This is a genomic window from Pseudomonas sp. GP01-A4, from assembly GCF_058780865.1.
On sequence record NZ_JBYSWF010000001.1, the window covers coordinates 342494 to 361086 of the forward strand.

16 protein-coding genes and 1 riboswitch are annotated in these 18593 nt (G+C 61.4%); of the genes, 6 read left to right on the forward strand and 10 right to left on the reverse strand.

Translation table 11 applies throughout. From position 1 onward, the window contains the following. Positions 1-32: 32 nt before the first annotated feature. From rhlE2 to ahcY, 5 genes are all read right to left on the reverse strand, one after another. A complete protein-coding gene (gene rhlE2, locus AC3WKX_RS01645) occupies positions 33-1916 on the reverse strand; it encodes an RNA helicase RhlE2 (RefSeq protein ID WP_003216846.1) in 1884 nt (627 codons plus the stop codon). 222 nt (positions 1917-2138) lie between these two features. Continuing rightward, positions 2139-2942, reverse strand: coding sequence for a substrate-binding periplasmic protein (locus AC3WKX_RS01650; RefSeq protein WP_087693230.1), 804 nt, complete (start codon positions 2940-2942; stop codon positions 2139-2141). 70 nt (positions 2943-3012) lie between these two features. Beyond that, positions 3013-4095 carry a hypothetical protein gene (locus AC3WKX_RS01655; protein ID WP_102604135.1) on the reverse strand — a complete coding sequence of 361 codons (1083 nt, stop codon included), beginning with the start codon at positions 4093-4095 and terminating at the stop codon, positions 3013-3015. A gap of 75 nt (positions 4096-4170) precedes the next feature. Then, positions 4171-5016, reverse strand: a complete 846-nt coding sequence (gene metF / locus AC3WKX_RS01660) for a methylenetetrahydrofolate reductase [NAD(P)H] (RefSeq protein ID WP_008434100.1) — start codon at positions 5014-5016, stop codon at positions 4171-4173. A gap of 174 nt (positions 5017-5190) precedes the next feature. Beyond that, complete coding sequence (gene ahcY, locus AC3WKX_RS01665) at positions 5191-6600, reverse strand: adenosylhomocysteinase (protein ID WP_003216850.1); 1410 nt, start codon at positions 6598-6600, stop codon at positions 5191-5193. Between the two features lie 21 nt (positions 6601-6621). Further along, positions 6622-6727: riboswitch (S-adenosyl-L-homocysteine riboswitch) on the reverse strand. 198 nt (positions 6728-6925) lie between these two features. Between ahcY and AC3WKX_RS01670 the strand changes: the two genes are divergently transcribed. The 3 genes from AC3WKX_RS01670 to AC3WKX_RS01680 all read left to right on the forward strand — a co-directional run bounded on the left by AC3WKX_RS01670 (position 6926) and on the right by AC3WKX_RS01680 (position 10220). After that, a complete protein-coding gene (locus AC3WKX_RS01670; RefSeq protein WP_003216852.1) occupies positions 6926-7330 on the forward strand; it encodes an acyl-CoA thioesterase in 405 nt (134 codons plus the stop codon). 77 nt (positions 7331-7407) lie between these two features. Further along, a complete protein-coding gene (locus AC3WKX_RS01675) occupies positions 7408-8292 on the forward strand; it encodes a formate/nitrite transporter family protein (RefSeq protein WP_003216853.1) in 885 nt (294 codons plus the stop codon). Between the two features lie 65 nt (positions 8293-8357). After that, positions 8358-10220 carry a DUF3857 domain-containing transglutaminase family protein gene (locus AC3WKX_RS01680; RefSeq protein ID WP_173882994.1) on the forward strand — a complete coding sequence of 621 codons (1863 nt, stop codon included), beginning with the start codon at positions 8358-8360 and terminating at the stop codon, positions 10218-10220. A 9-nt stretch (positions 10221-10229) separates the two neighbouring features. Here the strand turns inward: AC3WKX_RS01680 and AC3WKX_RS01685 are convergent, their stop codons facing one another. Next, a complete protein-coding gene (locus AC3WKX_RS01685) occupies positions 10230-11486 on the reverse strand; it encodes a cation:proton antiporter (protein WP_017476479.1) in 1257 nt (418 codons plus the stop codon). 453 nt (positions 11487-11939) lie between these two features. On the opposite strand from AC3WKX_RS01685, the gene AC3WKX_RS01690 reads away from it, so the two are divergent. Both AC3WKX_RS01690 and AC3WKX_RS01695 read left to right on the forward strand, forming a co-directional pair. After that, entirely contained in the window at positions 11940-12773 is an 834-nt protein-coding gene (locus tag AC3WKX_RS01690) for an EamA family transporter (protein WP_063026578.1), read from the forward strand. Positions 12774-12804: 31 nt separating this feature from the next. After that, entirely contained in the window at positions 12805-13191 is a 387-nt protein-coding gene (locus AC3WKX_RS01695) for an MAPEG family protein (RefSeq protein WP_003216858.1), read from the forward strand. Positions 13192-13331: 140 nt separating this feature from the next. On the opposite strand, the gene mltA is transcribed toward AC3WKX_RS01695, so the two are convergent. Continuing rightward, positions 13332-14501 (reverse strand): murein transglycosylase A, encoded by a 1170-nt coding sequence (gene mltA / locus AC3WKX_RS01700; RefSeq protein ID WP_102604137.1) that lies wholly within the window; start codon positions 14499-14501, stop codon positions 13332-13334. A 128-nt stretch (positions 14502-14629) separates the two neighbouring features. Here mltA and AC3WKX_RS01705 point away from each other — a divergent pair, with 128 nt between their 5' ends. Next, complete coding sequence (locus AC3WKX_RS01705) at positions 14630-15079, forward strand: c-type cytochrome (protein WP_008434083.1); 450 nt, start codon at positions 14630-14632, stop codon at positions 15077-15079. Positions 15080-15086: 7 nt separating this feature from the next. Here AC3WKX_RS01705 and AC3WKX_RS01710 read toward each other — a convergent pair whose 3' ends face one another. From AC3WKX_RS01710 to metK, 3 genes are all read right to left on the reverse strand, one after another. Further along, entirely contained in the window at positions 15087-15482 is a 396-nt protein-coding gene (locus AC3WKX_RS01710; RefSeq protein WP_008434082.1) for a DUF1090 domain-containing protein, read from the reverse strand. An 81-nt stretch (positions 15483-15563) separates the two neighbouring features. After that, complete coding sequence (gene ligB, locus AC3WKX_RS01715) at positions 15564-17237, reverse strand: NAD-dependent DNA ligase LigB (protein ID WP_173882997.1); 1674 nt, start codon at positions 17235-17237, stop codon at positions 15564-15566. Between the two features lie 155 nt (positions 17238-17392). After that, on the reverse strand, positions 17393-18583 hold the full coding sequence (gene metK / locus AC3WKX_RS01720; protein ID WP_003216863.1) for a methionine adenosyltransferase: 1191 nt from the start codon (positions 18581-18583) through the stop codon (positions 17393-17395). Positions 18584-18593 lie beyond the last annotated feature (10 nt).

An 18593-nucleotide genomic window follows, 5' to 3' on the forward strand; every position in this document is an offset into this window, starting at 1 on the left:
ATCCGGGGCATTTTTTATGGCGCTTTGAAAACTCAGCGGTTGCGGGTCAGCAACGCCGGTTTTTCACCACGTGGACGGCCCGGCAGTTGATCCAACTGCTCAGGTGTCAGCGTGCGATCGCTTTTCGACTCTTTGTGGATGATCTTCGGTGCCGGGCCGCCGCGCGGGTTTTGCACCGCTGGCTCCGACAGGCGAGGTTGATCATCACGCGCCGGGCGACGGTTGCGCGACTCTTCGCGACGGGCCTGGCCGTCACGCGGTGCACCGTTGCGCGGGCCGCTGCGCTTGGCAGGCGGGGTGCCGGTGGTGGCGCCGTTGCTGCTGCGCGGACCGTTCTGGCGACCTTGTGGCTGGCCGCCGGTACGCGGAGTACCGGCGCCTGCGCCCTGGGCCGGAGCGCCCGGACGACGACCACGGCCCTGGGCCGGCTTGGCCTGGGGCACGTAGTCAACGCGGTTACCGAAGTTGTCAACATCGTCGTCCAGGAACTCGTCCGGAGCACGGTCGGCAGCAGCACGTGGCGGCTGGCTCGGCTGGCGCTGTTCGCGGGCCGGGGTGCCTTCACGGGGCTTTTGCTCACGGGCCGGGCGTTCGCCACGGCCATTGGTCGCAGCCTTGTCCTTGCCGCCCTTGTCCTTGCCCTTGTCTTTACGACCGCCACCACCGCCGCCGCCGTTCGGGCCATCGCCCTTCGGACCGCGTGGGTTGTTACGCGGGTTGCGCACGTCCGGACGCTCGCGCACTTCAGGCTTCTCGGCCTCAACGGCGCTGGAGTCGAAGCCCATCAGGTCGCCGTCGGCGATTTTCTGCTTGGTCATGCGCTCGATGCTTTTCAGCAGCTTTTCTTCGTCCGGTGCGACCAGGGAAATGGCCTCGCCCGAACGACCGGCCCGGCCAGTACGGCCGATACGGTGCACGTAGTCTTCGTCGACGTTTGGCAGCTCGAAGTTGACCACGTGGGGCAGTTGGTCGATGTCCAGGCCGCGAGCGGCGATGTCGGTGGCGACCAGGATGCGCACTTCACCGGCCTTGAAGTCGGCCAGGGCTTTGGTGCGGGCATTCTGGCTCTTGTTGCCGTGGATCGCGACGGCGGTGAGGCCGTGCTTGTCCAGGTACTCGGCCAGGCGGTTGGCGCCGTGCTTGGTGCGGGTGAACACCAGCACCTGTTCCCACGCGCCGGCGGTGATCAGGTGGGCCAGCAGCGAACGCTTGTGGGCGGCCGGCAGGCGGAATACGCGCTGCTCGATACGCTCGACCGTGGTGTTCGGCGGCGTGACTTCAATGCGCTCGGGGTTGTGCAACAACTTGCCCGCCAACGCGGTGATGTCGTTGGAGAACGTGGCCGAGAACAGCAGGTTCTGGCGTTTGGCCGGCAGGCGCGCGAGGACCTTTTTCACGTCATGGACAAAGCCCATGTCGAGCATGCGGTCGGCTTCGTCCAGCACGAGGATTTCCACGTGGGACAAATCGACGCTGCCTTGGCCGCACAGGTCGAGCAAACGACCCGGGCACGCAACCAGTACGTCGACACCGCGGGACATGGCCTGAACCTGTGGGTTCATGCCGACGCCGCCGAAGATGCAGGCGCTGACGAACTTCAAGTCGCGGGCATACAGCTTGAAGCTGTCATGCACTTGTGCGGCGAGTTCGCGGGTAGGGGTCAGGACCAGTACGCGCGGTTGGCGCGGGCCATGACGCTGGGATTTGTCCGGGTGACCGTTGGGAAACAACCGCTCCAGGATCGGAAGGGCGAAGCCGCCGGTTTTACCAGTACCTGTCTGAGCCGCAACCATCAGGTCGCGGCCTTGCAACACGGCGGGAATGGCCCGCTGTTGCACCGGAGTAGGCTCGGTATAGCCCGCTGCCTCGATGGCGCGGACTAAAGCCTCGGAGAGACCGAGGGAAGCAAAGGACATGAGTAATCCTGTTTTAGTTAGGGCTTGGCCCAGAGGGATAGTCTTGCCTGGCGTGAATGGCGTTTAGATGAACGCAATCCCGTCCGGTCCTGCTGGGGCTGGCGGGCACTCAGACGGCTCGCGCGGGCTTGAAAGCTGCGCTGTAGCGGGGTCGGGTGCCTTTTGCAAGACCGAAGCGTCCGGGCGTAAGCCTGGCGGAAAGGCCGGAGTATAACAGAGCAATCACTCTGCGCCGCTTTCCTGCTGCTCAACGGTGCGTACGGGCAGGGCTGATGCGCTGGTTTGCGGGCTGCTGCCGGCATATTTGGCGCTCAAGGCCGCGTAGGCAGGCTCTTGCTTGAAGCGTTTGAGTTCGGCGGCGAAGCGTTGCACCAGCAAATCCATGCCGGCACCGCGGCGCACGGCCAGGAACTGTGGCTGGCTGCTGACTACCTGGGGTGCCTGGGTGACCTGGTCCTCAAGTCCAAGGGCCTTGAGTACATGCTGGCCAACCCGACGGTCCGTGATCACCAGGTCGATCCGGCCAAGGGCCAGTTTGCCGAAGTTGGCCTCATGGCTGGCGGCCGGCTCCTGCTTGAACAGGGTGGACTCGCTGAATTCGGCGCCATAGAGGTAGCCTGGCGAGGTGCCGATGGTCAGGCCGCGCAGGTCGTCGAAGGTCTGGAACGGGTGTGGGCGCTGATTGGCGTAGAACAGCACGAACTCCACCTCGGACAGCGGCTCGCTGGGGTACAGCAGCACCGCGTCGCGTTCATGGCTATGGAAAATATCCAGTGCGCCGTCGGCCTGGCCCTGGTCGAGCATCGCCAGGCAGCGCTTCCAAGGCAGGAATTGCCAATCCACATCGATGCCCAGGCGCTGGAACACGATCACCGTGGTCTCGTAGTCGAGCCCGCGCATGGTGCCGTTGTCGTCGTAGACGTAAGGCGCCCAGGGCTCGGTGACAATGCGCAGTTTCTCGCCATGGGCACCGAGGCTCAGGCAAGCGAAAAGAACAGCAGTCAATAACCGGAAAGTGACAGGCATACCCTGAGATTACGACTGTATCGGGCTAAAGAGAAGCTCTGGCACAGTGATCTGCGGGCGCCCGCCAGGTTTACTTGCCCGGAGATTTGATCAGGTGTTCGTAGATCGCCTCGCGCCGCTCGCCGAGAATCAGCCGCACCACGGGATTGCCAAACCAGTGCTCCAGCAGATGGGCATCCACCGGTCGACCCTGGCGCTCTTCCTGGTTTTGTCGGGCCTTGTCCCACCAAACCGGGCCACACGCCTGGTCGAACTCGTTTTCATGTTCGTAGCAGCCGTAGAGGATTTCCCGGATGAACTGCTGCTGGTGCTTGGGCAGTGCCAGGGTGATCAGCTTGTACATCAAGCGTTGCAGACGAGGCGGGCGGGGCAGGTGGGCGGAAACCTGGCGCGTGTCATCCAGGGCCGTGGCGCTGGTGGGGTTTGCCCCATGCTTGGCGATCCACGCCTTGACCTTGGCCCGGAACAGCTGCTTGCGGCTCCAGTAGTGGTGGATCAGGTCCGGGCATTCGCGCACGTTGAGGGTGCGATAGGCGGCAATGGACAGGCAGAACTCTTCCAGGGTGTAGGCGCCCTGGGCATGGGGAAACAGTTCGTCCATCAACTCGATCGAGCGGTCGAGGATGTGCGCGTCCTGCTGCGTCAGGCCCATGACCCCGGAATTGAGGGTCATCATGTCATCGTCGGCCACGCCCATGTCCAGCAGGCGCTGGTACAGGGCGCTATACAGAATGCTTTCGTGGTTGTCGCCGTACTTGGTGTAGAAGGCGTTGCACAGCAGGGTGCCCGGCTGCACGCGTTCAAACAGCGCCAGGGGCGAATGATGGAAAAACGTATCGGTGTCGATCAGCAGCGCCACTTCGGATTCTTGCAACACTTGCCGCAGCACTACGTGCTTGGTGCGAAAGTGGTAGCCGTGAGGCTCGCTCCAGCGTTTGCGCGTGGCTTCGTCCAGCGGGCGTACCCGTACCGGCAGCAGGCGGTAGGGCTCGGGGTTGTCGGTGAAGACCTGGATGTCGATGCCTGTGTCCGGCTCGTCCCGCAGGAACGACAGGGCGCTGGCGATGCTGAATACCGCTTCCTGATGGTAAGTCTCTGCGCCGAACACCAGGTAGACCAGTTGCGGGCGGGACGTCGGGGCGGTTGTATTCATGGACTGCAGAATTCCGTGGGCGTTTAGAACGGCAAAGGCCCTCATTATGAGGGCCTTTGCATTTCGGAACAGACCTTAGCGTGGCAGCTTCAGGTTGTTCCAGACAGCGAGGCTTGGCTCAGCCTGGTTCAGGGTATAGAAGTGCAACCCTGGCGCGCCACCTTGCAACAATTGTTCACACATTTCGCTGATGACCTGTTCGCCGAACGCCTGGATGCTCTTGACGTCGTCGCCGTAGGCTTCCAGTTGTTTACGAATCCAGCGTGGGATTTCCGCGCCGCAGGCGTCAGAGAAGCGCGCCAGTTTGCTGTAGTTGGTGATCGGCATGATGCCCGGCACGATCGGGATGTTCACGCCCATCGCTTGTACACGCTCAACGAAGTAGAAGTAGCTCTCTGCGTTGAAGAAGTACTGGGTGATCGCGCTGTTGGCGCCGGCGTTGGCCTTGCGCACGAAATTCTGCAGATCGTCTTCGAAATTGCGCGCCTGGGGGTGCATCTCCGGATAAGCGGCCACTTCGATGTGGAAGTGATCGCCGGTTTCTTCGCGAATGAAGCTCACCAGGTCATTGGCGTAGCGCAGCTCGCCGCTGGCCATGCCCATCCCGGACGGCAGGTCACCGCGCAGGGCGACGATGCGCTTGATGCCGGCTTGCTTGTATTGGGTCAGCAGGCTGCGCAGGTCGGCCTTGCTGTCGCCCACGCAGGACAAATGCGGAGCTGCAGGTACTTTGACTTGGCTTTCCAGCTGCAGCACGGTGTTGATCGTGCGATCGCGGGTGGAGCCACCGGCACCGTAGGTGCAGGAGAAGAAATCGGGGTGGTAGCTGGCCAACTGCTTGGCAGTTGCCATCAGTTTTTCATGCCCAGCATCGGTCTTGGTCGGGAAGAACTCGAAGCTGTAGCGACGGTCTTGGGACATGGTTATACCTATGGAAACTCATAAAGCCAGAAGGTGCACACCGTCAATGTGGGAGCGGGCTTGCTCGCGAAGGCGGTATGTCAGTAGTAGATAAGTCGACTGACACACCGCCTTCGCGAGCAAGCCCGCTCCCACAAAAGCCTGCCCCCACATGGGGAGCAGGCAGCAGGCAAATCAGTAGCGGTAAGCGTGCGGCTTGAACGGGCCTTCGACCGTCACGCCGATGTAGTCGGCCTGGGTCTTGGTCAGTTGAGTCACTACGCCGCCGAAGCCGCGGACCATTTCCAGGGCCACTTCTTCGTCGAGTTTCTTCGGCAGTACTTCCACGGTCAGGCGCTCGGCTTTCTGGGCGGGCGACAGGTCGGCGTATTTCTGGCCGAACAGGAAGATCTGCGCCAGTACCTGGTTGGCGAACGAGCCATCCATGATGCGGCTTGGGTGGCCAGTGGCGTTGCCCAGGTTGACCAGACGGCCTTCGGCCAGCAGGATCAGGTAGTCATCGTTCTGCGGGTCGAAATCGCCAGCACCGGTACGGTGAACCTTGTGTACCTGTGGCTTCACTTCTTCCCATGCCCAGTTCTTGCGCATGAAAGCGGTGTCGATTTCGTTGTCGAAGTGACCGATGTTGCACACCACGGCGCGCTTTTTCAGGGCCTTGAGCATGTTCGAGTCGCACACGTTCACGTTGCCGGTGGTGGTCACGATCAGGTCGATCTTGCCCAGCAGGGCCTTGTCGATGCTGGCTTCGGTGCCGTCGTTCTGGCCGTTGATGAACGGCGAAACCACTTCGAAACCGTCCATGCAGGCTTGCATGGCGCAGATCGGGTCGACTTCGGAGACTTTAACGATCATGCCTTCCTGACGCAGGGACTGGGACGAACCCTTGCCCACGTCACCGTAGCCGATCACCAGCGCTTGCTTGCCGGACAACAGGTGGTCGGTGCCGCGCTTGATCGCATCGTTCAGGCTGTGACGGCAGCCGTACTTGTTGTCGTTCTTGCTCTTGGTCACCGAGTCGTTGACGTTGATGGCCGGGATTTTCAGCTCGCCCTTGGCCAGCATGTCCAGCAGGCGGTGAACGCCGGTGGTGGTTTCTTCGGTCACGCCGTGGACGCGGTCGAGGATCTGCGGGTATTTCTTGTGCAGCAGCTCGGTCAGGTCGCCGCCGTCGTCGAGGATCATGTTGGCGTCCCATGGCTTGCCATCCTTGAGGATGGTTTGCTCCAGGCACCACTCGTACTCTTCTTCGGTTTCGCCTTTCCAGGCGAACACGGCGATACCGGCAGCAGCGATAGCGGCAGCGGCCTGGTCTTGAGTCGAGAAAATGTTGCAGGACGACCAGCGTACTTCGGCACCCAGGGCAACCAGGGTTTCGATCAGCACGGCAGTCTGAATGGTCATGTGGATGCAGCCGAGAATCTTCGCTCCCTTGAGCGGCTGCTCAGCGGCGTACTTGCGACGCAGGCCCATCAGGGCTGGCATTTCGGATTCGGCGATAAAGGTTTCGCGACGGCCCCAGGCAGCGAGGGACATGTCGGCGACTTTGTAGTCGGTAAAACCTGCAGGCGTGATTACAGCGCTCATGAAGAGCCTCCATTCGTAGTGTGCGAATGGGCGCCGTTGTGCGTTTAGTATCCAGCTGGCTAACCAGGCCGGACAACGCCCCATCCGAGCCTGACAGGTCGAGCCTGCTGCAGCGCCCCTCGGACAGGTGGCGGGAGAACGGTATCAATCGAAGATGACCGTTTTGAAGCGGAGGCGATTATAGCCGCCTGCGCCTGACTTCTAAAGCCTTTCTGTCGGCGGCATGAAGATCGCTCATGGGGTTGATAGGCAATGGCTCATAGAGCTTGGGCCCGGCCTCTGCCATGATGTTGCCCATCATTTCGCAACACGCTTTGGAGTGAACATGAACTTCCACACTCGCAAATGGGTAAAACCCGAAGACCTCAACCCCAACGGCACCCTGTTCGGTGGCAGCCTGCTGCGCTGGATCGACGAAGAAGCGGCCATCTACGCGATTGTCCAGTTGGGCAACCAGCGGGTGGTGACCAAGTACATCTCCGAAATCAACTTCGTCAGCGCCTCGCGCCAGGGCGACATCATCGAACTGGGCATCACCGCCACCGAGTTCGGTCGCACCTCCATCACCCTGACCTGTGAAGTGCGCAACAAGATCACCCGCAAGAGCATTCTGACGGTGGAAAAAATGGTCTTCGTGAACCTGGGTGAAGACGGGTTGCCAGCGCCACACGGCCGTACCGAGATCAAGTACGTGAAGGATCAGTTCCAGTCGGAAGGCCTCGGCGAGTAATCCTGCGCAGGGCCAGTGAACGCTCTTGATCAACCATAGGTCGTACCTGAACATCGCCCCCCCGTTCAGGTATCACCATGGCCACGCAAGAAGACGGCAAGACCCCCAATCTGTCGCAGGAAGAGCAGCACGACGTCGACAAGAACCAACCGCCTCGCGCGGCGGTTCTGCATGAAATCATCCGCACTCAAGGCGATCAGGAACTGGAGCGCAACGTCGCCGCGTTGTGGTGGTCGGCGCTGGCCGCCGGCCTGACCATGGGCCTGTCACTGATGGGCATGGGCTTGCTCAACTCGCGCCTGCCGGATGGCGAAGAGTTCAAGGTGATCGCCAGTTTTGGTTACTGCGCCGGCTTTCTTGCCGTGATCCTCGCCCGTCAGCAGTTATTCACCGAAAACACCCTGACCGCGGTGTTGCCGGTGATGAGCAAACCCACGCTGAAGAATTTCGCACGCCTGCTGCGTTTATGGGCCGTGGTGCTGGTGGGCAACCTGTGCGGCACTTTGCTGGTGGCGTACGTGATGCTGCACTTGCCGATCTTTGACACCAAGACCGACCTGGCCTTCCTGGAAATCGGGCGCAAGGTCATGGAAAACGACGCCTACCAGATGTTCGCCAAGGGCATCGTGTCGGGCTGGATGATCGCCACCATGGTGTGGATGATCCCATCCATGGAAAGCGCCAAAATCTGGATCATCATCCTGATCACCTACCTGATGGCACTGGGAGACTTCACCCACATTGTGGTGGGCTCGGCGGAAGTGTCGTACCTGGTATTTGCCGGCGAGCTGCCGTGGAAAGACTTCTGGCTGGTGTTCGCCGGGCCGACGCTGGCGGGCAATATCATCGGCGGCAGCTTTATCTTTGCGCTGATCAGCCATGCGCAGATTCGCAGCGAAAGTAGCTTGCCGGGCAAGGTTGCCGACCCGCGTCACCCTCATCAGATCAACAAGGAACCGTAAGCCGATTCGTCATAAATGAATGGCAAAGTCGCGGCGCGGCTTTTCATTCATCAAGAAGGATCTTTATGCGGGCTTCCCCTCTTTTCCCATGGCGCAGGCTATTGGGGCTGCTGCTGGTATCAGGTGTGTTGGGTTCTGCGCAGGCCACGGATGATGGTGCAGACCACTCCGTGACCGTCGAGAAAATGGCTCAGTCATTCGTGATCAACGCCGACGGCAGTTATGTGCAGGACTACGAGTCAGTGGTGCGCATCAACGAAGAGCGTGGCATTCGGTCCCAGGCGCAGCAGCCGGTGAGCTACAACCGTTCCCTGGATACGCTTGAGATTGTCGAGGCGTTCACCCACAAGCCTGACGGGCGCAAAGTGCCGGTGAGTGCCGAGCAGATCAAGGAGCAGCAGGAGCGGGCTTCCGCCGACGCACCGATGTTCCAGGACTCCCGGGTCAAGGTGGTGATATTCCCCGAGGTGGCGGTGGGTGATCGCTTGATCCTGCGTTTTCAACGAGTGCGCAAGACCCCGTTGTTCCCCGGCGAATTTATTGACTTCGCAACGCCAAGCCGTAATCCGATGGAGCAGTTCAGCCTGACCTACGATCTGCCGGTGGATAAGCCGCTGTACGTCGATGCCAAAGGCTTCAGTGCATCTACGCCGGCGGCGGCGCCCGGGCGCAAGGTGTATCGCTGGGATTACGTGCCGGCTGAAAAGTCCCGTCCCGAGCAAGGCGCGGTGGCGTACGTGGATTACGGCCAGCGTCTGGCGGTCTCGACGTTCCCCAGCTATCAGGCATTGGCCAAAGCCTACGATGCCCGGGCCACCGTCGAAGTGACCCCGGCGATCAGCACGCTGGCCAAGCAACTCACGGTCGACTTGCCAACACCTCGGGCCAAGGCTTTGGTATTGAGTAACTGGGTACGCCGGAACATCCGGTATGTGGCGGTGTACATCGATGCCGGCGGGGTGGTTCCCCACGCTGCGCAGTCGGTGCTGGACAACCGCTATGGTGACTGCAAGGACCATGTGGCCCTGCTTGAAGCGTTGCTCAAGGCCGTCGCCATTGAAAGCTCCCCGGCGCTGATCAGCTACGGCAGTGCCTACACCTTGCCCAAGGTTGCGGCGGTCAGCCCGATCAACCACGCAATCACCTATATCCCTGGCCTGGACCTGTACCTGGATTCAACCGCGACTGGCACGGCCGCCGGTTACCTGCCCAAGCTCGACCTGGATAAACCGGTGTTGTTGACGCGTACCGGCGAGATCGGCCGCACGCCGGCGACGCAGCCGGGCAAAGAGTTCAGTGAGCTGGTATTCAAGGTGGACGCCAGTGGCGCTGCAGACTTCACCCAGGCTAAGCGCCTGGACGGTTGGCGCGCGGAGTTTGCCCGGACCTCGATTAAGTCGATGAAACCGGCGGACCGTGACTTGATGATCCAGAAAATCCTGCACGGTTATGGCCAGGCAGGCAGCGGCACGCTGCAAACCGACCCCTTGGACAGCGACGCCCCAAGCTTCAATGCCGTGATGGTGGGGCGCACGGACAACCTGGTGAATGTGCCGGGCCCGATAGGTGTGCCGGCGCTGAGTAGCCTGGGCGGAGGGATTGCCCAGAACGTATCTGCCCTTGCTGTGGAAAAAGAGCGGGCGCAGGCCTTCATCTGCATTTCTGGAGAGAGCACTGAGACGGCCCGGTTCGAGTTTCCCAAGGCCCTCAATATTCTGGCGGTGCCCAAGGCGGTTTCGTTCAAGGGCGCTGGCTTCGAGTACAGCGCCACCTATTCCCGGGAGGGCAACACCGTACTGATTTCACGCACGGCCAGGTTTGCCCACCCGGAAGCGGTTTGCAGCGCCGAGCTCTTCGCGCAGATGAAGCCGGTGATCCAGGCTATGGTCAATGACCTGAAAAGCCAGATCATCGTGCAAATGCTTTGACTGTGAGCTTCAGTGGTGAGCCTCGGGAACAGGCTCATCCTTGGTCACATGCTTGACCAGCTTGCCGATGCTCAAGCCCTGCAACAGGATCGAAGACAGCACCACGATGTAGGTGATGCTCAGCAGCAAGTCACGCTCCGGGCCCAGTGGCAGGGCCAGGGCCAGTGCCACGGAAACCCCGCCGCGCAAGCCGCCCCATGTGAGGATGCGGATAGTGCCGCGGGGCACCGTGCGCCAGCGGCGCAGCAGCAGGATCGCCGGGGCCACCGTCAGCAGGCGTGACAACAGGATTGCCACGGCCAGCAAACTGGCGGCCAACACGTGCAGCCAGTTGAACGGCAACAGCAGCAGTTCCATGCCGATCAGCGCAAACAGCAGGGCGTTGAGCATGTCATCGAGCAGTTCCCAGAAGCCGTCCAGGTAGCGCCGGGTCATGTCGTTCATCGCCAGCTTGCGGCCGAGGTTGCCGATGATCAGGCCCGCCACCACCATCGCAATGGGTGCCGAGACGTGCAGTTCAGTGGCCATCGCCGAGCCGCCGATCACCAGGGCCAGGGTCAGCATCACTTCGATCTGATACTGCTCGATGCTCTTGATCATCAGATACACGATATAGCCGATCAGCCCGCCAAACACCACGCCGCCAATCGCCTCATGGGCAAACAGCATGGCCGTGGCGCCGACCGTAGGCGTCTCGCCCAGTTGCGCGATGCCCAGCAACACGGTGAACACCACCACCGCCGTGCCGTCGTTGAACAGCGATTCGCCGACGATGGTGGTTTTCAGTGGTTTCGACGCATTGGCGGTCCGCAGCACACCGAGCACGGCAATCGGGTCGGTGGGGGAAATCAGCGCGCCGAACAGCAGGCAGTACAGGAAACTCACGTGCCAGCCGAACAGGGCAAAGATGTAGAAGGCCAGGCTGCCGATCACCACCGTGGCAATCAATACGCCGAAGGTGGCAAGCAGGCCGATGGGCCAGCGGTAGCTGCGCAGGTCGCTCAGGTTGACGTGCAAGGCGCCGGCGAACAGCAGGAACGAGAGCATCCAGTTCATCAGCAGGTCGCCGAAGTCGATCTGGCCGATCAACTGCTGGATGCGCTCTTCAAGGCCGGGGTAGCCGATAAAGCTCAAGCCTTGCAGCAGCAGGGAAAACATCAGTGCCGTGACCATCACACCGATGGTGGGCGGCAGGCCGATGAAGCGGTAGTTCACATACGTGAGCAGGGTGGTGAGGCAAATAAACGCAGCGACAAGTTCAAGCATCCGGGGTCCTTGGATGGAGGAGTGAGTAGAGATCATATGTGGGAGCTGTCGAGCCCCAGCGAGGCTGCGATGGCATCACCTGGGTGAGGCTGCAAGACCGCAGCGCCTGTATCGCAGCCGCCCTAAAGCTCGACAGCTCCCACACAGAACACATTTATCAGTTGGCTACGTTGACCGCAGCACGGCGGCGACGTTGCAGGTCGATGAACAAAAGTGCCGCCACCACCATCCCGCCGATCCATGCACCGAGCGGCATGCAAGGATCTCCTTCGGTAATCGCGGCGCTCTGATCAGGCATACGCATGCCGACGCCCGGATCGGCGAAGATCGGGCAGCAGCAAATATTTATTGGTCCAGGTCTTTGCGCAACTGAGTGCGGCGTGGTCGGCTTTAGTATAAACAGGTGCTGAAATATGGCGAATCAATTCCGCTTTTTATGACTGGGGAGTCACCGTGATTGCAACAGCTTTGGTACTGGTAGCGGCGTTGTTGCATGCGACGTGGAACACCTTGATCAAATTCAGCGGCGAGCGCCTGTTGGTCATCGCGTGCATGGACACGGTGGCGTTGCTGTTTGTGGTGCTGGCGGTGGGGTTTGTATCGTTTCCGCCACTGGAAATCTGGCCGTGGATCATCGCCTCGGCGTTGTTTGAATTGCTCTACCGCTACCTGCTGATCCAGGCCTATCGCGTGGGTGACCTGGGCCTGGTGTACCCATTGATGCGCGGCTTGTCGCCTTTGGTGGTGTTGGCGCTGACGCTGGTGTTTGCCGGTGAGGTGCTCAGTACCCAGCAGATTCTCGGCATTCTGCTGATTCCGTTCGGCATGCTGTGCCTGTTGTGGCAGGGCGGCGGTGGCGACCGGTTGCCCTGGTCGATGCTGCCGGTGGTGGCGTTGATCGGCTTGTGTATCGGTTGCTACACCTTCCTCGATGGCCAGGCATTGCGCCGTTGGTCACACCCGCTGGACTACCTGGTGTGGCTGACGCTGATAAGCGCATGGCCGTTTCCGTTGCTGGCGATGGTGCGCAAACGGGCGGCGTTCGGGCTGTTCTGGCGCACGCAGTGGCGGCTGGGGCTGAGTGTCGGGTTGTGCGTGTTGTTGAGCTACGCTCTGGTGCTTTGGGCCATGCAGTTGGGCTCGATTGCCGAAGCCGCTGCGCTGCGGGAAGTCAGCGTGATCCTGGTGGTGCTGTTCGGCATGCGTTACCTGAAAGAACCTTTCGGCCGCCCGCGGCTCATAGCCTGTGGGTTGGTGCTGATCGGCATGTTCGTGATGAAACTCTAACCGTCGGATAAAACTAAAAAAGGAATGGGTTATGACAGTCGCTTTCTGGTGTGTGTTGATCGCAATCTTTCTGCCGTACCTGTGCACGGGCGTGGCCAAGTTCAGCGGCGGCAAGTTCGGGCCCCGGCAGAACCATGACCCGCGGGCGTTCCTCGACACCCTCGAGGGGTTTGCCAAGCGCGCCCACAGTGCGCAACTCAACAGCTTCGAAGTGACCCCGGCCTTTGCGGCCGCGGTGATCATTGCCCATCTGGCTGGCGTTGCGTCGCTGGTGACGATCAACGTCCTGGCGGTGCTGTTCATCACCAGCCGGTTGCTCTACATCATCTGCTACCTGGCGGACTGGGCGATGCTGCGGTCGGTGGTGTGGGCGGTAGGGATGGCGTTGATTGCGAGCTTCTTCTTCGTCTCGATCTGAAGCCTGACACTGTTCAAGTGTGGGAGCGGGCTTGCTCGCGAATGCGGTGGATCAGTCGATACATCCGGTGACTGACACACCGTATTCGCGAGCAAGCCCGCTCCCACACAAGCCCGCTCTCACATAGACCGTGGTGTTCTTCAGGTGCCTGTCGGCGCGTCCGGCACTTTTGGCAACGCTGCGCCTTTGGGCCACAGCATCCAGATCTGGCCCTGCTGCTTCATGTTGCCCGCCAACTCACCAGCGGCGTCACCGGTGCCCCAGAACAGGTCGGCCCGCACTTCGCCGGTAATTGCACCACCGGTATCCTGCGCAGCCACCGGGCGGGCAATCGGCGCACCATCCGGTCGGGTAGTCGACAGCCACAACAGGCTGCCCAGCGGAATCACCTTGCGATCCACCGCAACGCTATACCCCGCAGTCAGCGGCACGTTCAGCGAGCCACGCGGGCCTTCGTTGCTGTCGGGGCGGGCACTGAAGAACACGTAGCTGGGGTTGCTTGCCAGCAATTCAGGAATACGCTGCGGATGCGCCTTGGCCCAGGCCGCGATGGCGCCCATGGTCACGTCTTCTTTTTTCAGCTCGCCCTGCTCCACCAACCAGCGGCCGATGGGGCGGTACGGGTAACCGTTCTGGTCACCGTAACCCACCCGCAATTGGCGGCCGTCGGCCAGTTGGATACGACCCGAACCCTGGATCTGCAGGAATTGCAGGTCCATCGGGTTGGTCAGCCAGGCGATGGGCTTGGCGGTGGAGCCTTGGTGGTTGATGGTGCTGGCGTCGTCATAGGGTTTGAGTACCCGGCCTTCCAGGCGACCGCGCAGGCGCTTGCCCTTGAGCTCCGGGTAGATGCTTTCCAGGTTGACGATGATCAGGTCATCCGGTACGCCGAACACCGGTACATGGGCGGTGGCGGTTTCGGTGAGGCTGCCGGGGTAAACCGGTTCGTAGTAGCCTGTGATCAGGCCGTTGGGGCTGTTGTCGGCCGAGCGCAGGCCGTAGACGTCGAGGTTGGCCTTGAGGAAGTCACGAATCGCCACTGCGGTCGACGGCACGGTGGCCGATGCCGCGCACGTCGCGCCCCATACCGGGTCAGTCTTGAGGCGTTGACAGGCACTGCGCCAGGATTCGAAGCCGGCTTGCAGGTCGCTGTCCGACACGGCCGGCAGGTTTTCCCAGGTGGCGCCGACGTAGGTAGCAATGGCGTGGGGCTTGGCTTTTTCGTCCTTGCCGGTGTCGCAACCGGCCAGCAGCGCGATCATTGGCAGGGCCCACACGAGGCGGCGCCAAGGCTTAAAACGGGTATTCATACACAAAATTCCTGAAGCGATTGCTCGTATCGGCTGGCGTTCGAGCAACCCTTATTATTAATAGGGGTATTGGTCTTTGCGGGCGGGGCGAGGATACTGGCCGCCGTTTCCCGTGACCTTGAGCCATCATGACTTTTAAAAGACTGACCGTTGTATTGCTGGCCTGCCTGACACTGTCCGCCTGCGGCGGGGTTGATCCGAATTCGCCCCTTGGCCAGCGCAAGGCCATTTTCAAGCAGATGCTCAAGACCGGCGAAGACCTGGGCGGCATGTTGCGTGGGCGCATTCCATTCGACGGCGGCAAATTTGCCGAAGGCGCGGTCAAGCTTGATGCGTTGTCCCACGAACCGTGGAAACATTTCCCGAGCGTGCGTGAAGAAGACCACACCAGCGCCAAGGACGACGTGTGGCAGCAGCAGGCACGCTTCCAGGAAATGGCTCGAAACCTTGAAACGGCCACCGGTGAATTGGTGATCGCCAGCCAGGTCCAGCCCTACAAGGCCAGCAACCTCGGGCCGGCGGTGCAGAAAGTCGAAGATGCCTGCACCGCGTGCCATAAACAGTTCCGCGATCACTGAGGCCGTCTTACTTGTCCAGTTCGTCCAGGGCTTCCTGCAAGTCCTTGCGTGACTGGGCCAGCTTGTCCTTGCGCTTGTTGATCTTGTCGGAGTCACCCTTCTTCATCGCCTTGTCGAGGTCAGCCTGACGGCGGCTGACTTCGTGCTTGGCGTCGAGCACCTTGTTTTCCCGCTCCTTTTTCAAGGAGGCATCGGTGCAGTTGGCGGTGACTTCACTCAAGGCTTTTTCCAGGCCGGCTTGTTGCTCACTGTTGCCGTGGGCCTTGGCTTGTTCGATCTGGGTGCTGATGGACTCGCGCTTGGCGGCGCAGCCTGTGAGTGGCGCAGCTTCCTCGGCTGCCAGCAATGGCGCGGACATAAGGGTGGCGACGGTCAACAGGGCAAAAGGTGCAAGAAATTTCATAAAGGCTCCAAGGCAAACAAGGTCGCAATCAGGTGGGCAGGATGAATTCTGCCGGCACCGGTTAATGCCGTCGGGCAGAGGTCAAAAACCATCTATCCCGGCAGCCCGTAATGTTTCACTCAAGGCCAGCACCTGCGGGTCGCGAAAAAAGGCGCTCAGTTGCGCCGCGCGACCCGGGCCTATGCCGTCTTCGGCCAGCCAGGCTTGAGTGTCTCTGGCGGCCAGGGTTTGCCAGCCGCCTTGTAGATTGTTGCGGGCCGTGGGCGGTACTCCCAGGGCCATCAGCCATTGCGCGAACGGTCGCTGCCGGGCGCTGCGCAAGCTGTCGAGTAAACGCGCACTGCTGCGTTCGCCGAAGCCATCAATGTTAGCAAGCTCTGCCTCATCCAGGGTTAACCAATCGAGCAGGCCGTCGATCAGGCCGGCCTGGATCAAGGTGTTCCAGGTTTCGCGGCCGATGTGTGGCAGGGCCAGGCCCTGGGCGCCGCTCAGCCAGGTCAGGCGCGCGAGCAGCTGTTCTTCGCAACCCGGGGCCAGTTGCCAGCAACTCAAGGGGTGGAAGTCCCTGGCCTGCGGGACCTGCAACTCGGCCCGTGGCTGGCTGCGCAGGATGACGCGGTCAAGGCGTGGGATGACGTGCCCGGCGAGGCTGATGGAAACCTGGTCGCCAGTACGGATATCCAGTTCCCGCCAGCGTTTCAGGGAACCGACACTGACCCGGCTGATCTTCCGGTCATCGAGCAGTACCGGTTCCAACTCCAGGATGGAGGTGATGCGCCCGGTGCGGCCAATCTTGAAGTGCACCTTGCGCACATGGGCCAGTGCCTTGGCCACCGGGTACTTCCAGGCAACCGCCCAGTAGGGCGCGCTGACCCGCCAGCGCTCGGCCGGGGCCCGCTGGCCTTGATGCAATACCACGCCGTCGCTGGCGAAGGGCAGCGGGTGGCTGTACCAATAGCTGCGCCAGTGCGCCGCTTCGGTAATGTCCTTGATCGAGTGGCTGTAGCGCCCGCTGTCGGTGAAGCCCCACTGCGCCAGCTGGCTCAGCCGCTCGGAAAAGTCATCGGGGCCCTGGGGCCAGGCCCAGACAAACAGACCGATATTGGCGGCCTCGGCGTCGCTCAACTGCCGGCGATTCATCAGCCCGGCCACTTTGCCGCGGGCGCCGAGGCCACCTTTGGCAGCTTGCACATGGTCATTCAGTCGCCAATAGAGTTCGCCCTGCAACAGCAGGTCAACGGGCTCGGGCAGTTGCTGCACGATCCCGGGAATCCGGCGGGCGGAGGCTGACCAATCCTGGCCCAGCCGGCCATCGCCGCGACTGATGACCCGGCTCAACCGGCCCTTGCGGTAAACCAGCGTGACGGCGACGCCATCGACCTTGGGCTGGATCCACACGTCCTGGCGAGTCCCCAGCCAGGTTTGCACGGCGTTATCGTCCAGCAGTTTTTCCAGGCCGGTGTGGGGCGTCGGGTGGGCGGTCGTGCCTCGCGCGCTGCCCAGCGGGTCGTCCGTGACTGGGGCGGAGGGAGTGAAACACCTGCGCCATTGGGCAAGGCGCTGGCTGGCCTGGTCATACAGCTCATCGCTGATCAATGACTGGCCGAGCCGGTGGTAGCTGTCATCCCACAAGCGGATTTGTTGCGCCAGGGTGCTGATCTGGGCCCGGGCGTGATCGGCCTCCCAGTCGGGGCACTCCTGCGACCACGCAGTGAGTGGCGAGAAGCTGAGTAAAAGGAAAAACAGCCAGCGCATAAGTGACTTCATCATGAGCATCCTTGCTCTGAAAAGGGCGCCCAGCCTAAGCCATCCCTGCGGGCATAAAAAAGCCCCGCAACCGCGAGGCTTTTTACCCGATGTTTCTGCTCGCTTGAACAGAACGCCGGGGCTTTGTGTACACCGTAGGACGATTACAGGCCGGCGGCAGTACGCAAGTCGTTGGCACGGTCGGTCTTTTCCCAGGTGAACGTAGTGAACGTGTCGTTGCCGACAGTCTTCTGCTCAGGGGTACGACCGAAGTGGCCGTAGGCCGCAGTTTCCTGGTACATCGGGTGCAGCAGGTCGAGCATGGTGGTGATTGCGTAAGGACGCAGGTCGAAGATCTCACGCACCAGCTTGACGATCTTGTCGTCGCTGATCTTGCCGGTACCGAAGGTGTTCAGCGAGATCGACGTAGGCTGGGCCACACCGATTGCGTAGGACACCTGAATCTCGCAACGCTCGGCCAGGCCTGCGGCCACGATGTTCTTGGCCACGTAACGACCGGCGTAGGCCGCCGAACGGTCAACCTTGGATGGATCCTTGCCGGAGAACGCGCCACCGCCGTGACGGGCCATGCCGCCGTAGCTGTCGACGATGATCTTGCGACCGGTCAAGCCGCAGTCGCCCACCGGGCCACCGATGATGAACTGGCCGGTCGGGTTGATGTGGAACTGGGTGTCCTTGGTCAGCAGTTCGGCAGGCAGCACGTGCTTGACGATCAGCTCCATGACGCCTTCGCGCAGGTCGGCGTAGGAAACGTCCGGGTTGTGCTGGGTCGACAGTACCACCGCGTCGATGGCGACGACTTTGCCGCCTTCATAACGGCAGGTCACCTGGGACTTGGCGTCCGGGCGCAGCCATGGCAATGCACCGGATTTACGGGCTTCGGCCTGGCGCTTCACCAACTGGTGGGAGAAGGTGATCGGTGCCGGCATCAGCACGTCGGTTTCGTTGCTGGCATAGCCGAACATCAGGCCCTGGTCGCCGGCGCCCTGATCTTCAGGCTTGGCACGGTCGACACCCTGGTTGATGTCAGGGGACTGCTTGCCGATGATGTTCATCACGCCGCAGGTCGCACCGTCGAAGCCGACGTCGGAGCTGTTGTAGCCGATGTCGATGATCACATCACGCACGATCTGCTCCAGGTCTACCCAGGCAGAGGTGGTGACTTCGCCGGCGATGATCGCCACGCCCGTTTTCACCAGAGTCTCGCACGCCACTCGGGCGAACTTGTCTTCAGCGATGATGGCGTCCAGCACCGCGTCAGAGATCTGGTCGGCGATTTTGTCCGGATGCCCTTCAGACACGGACTCGGAGGTGAAAAGGGAGTATTCGCTCATCTCGATGTTT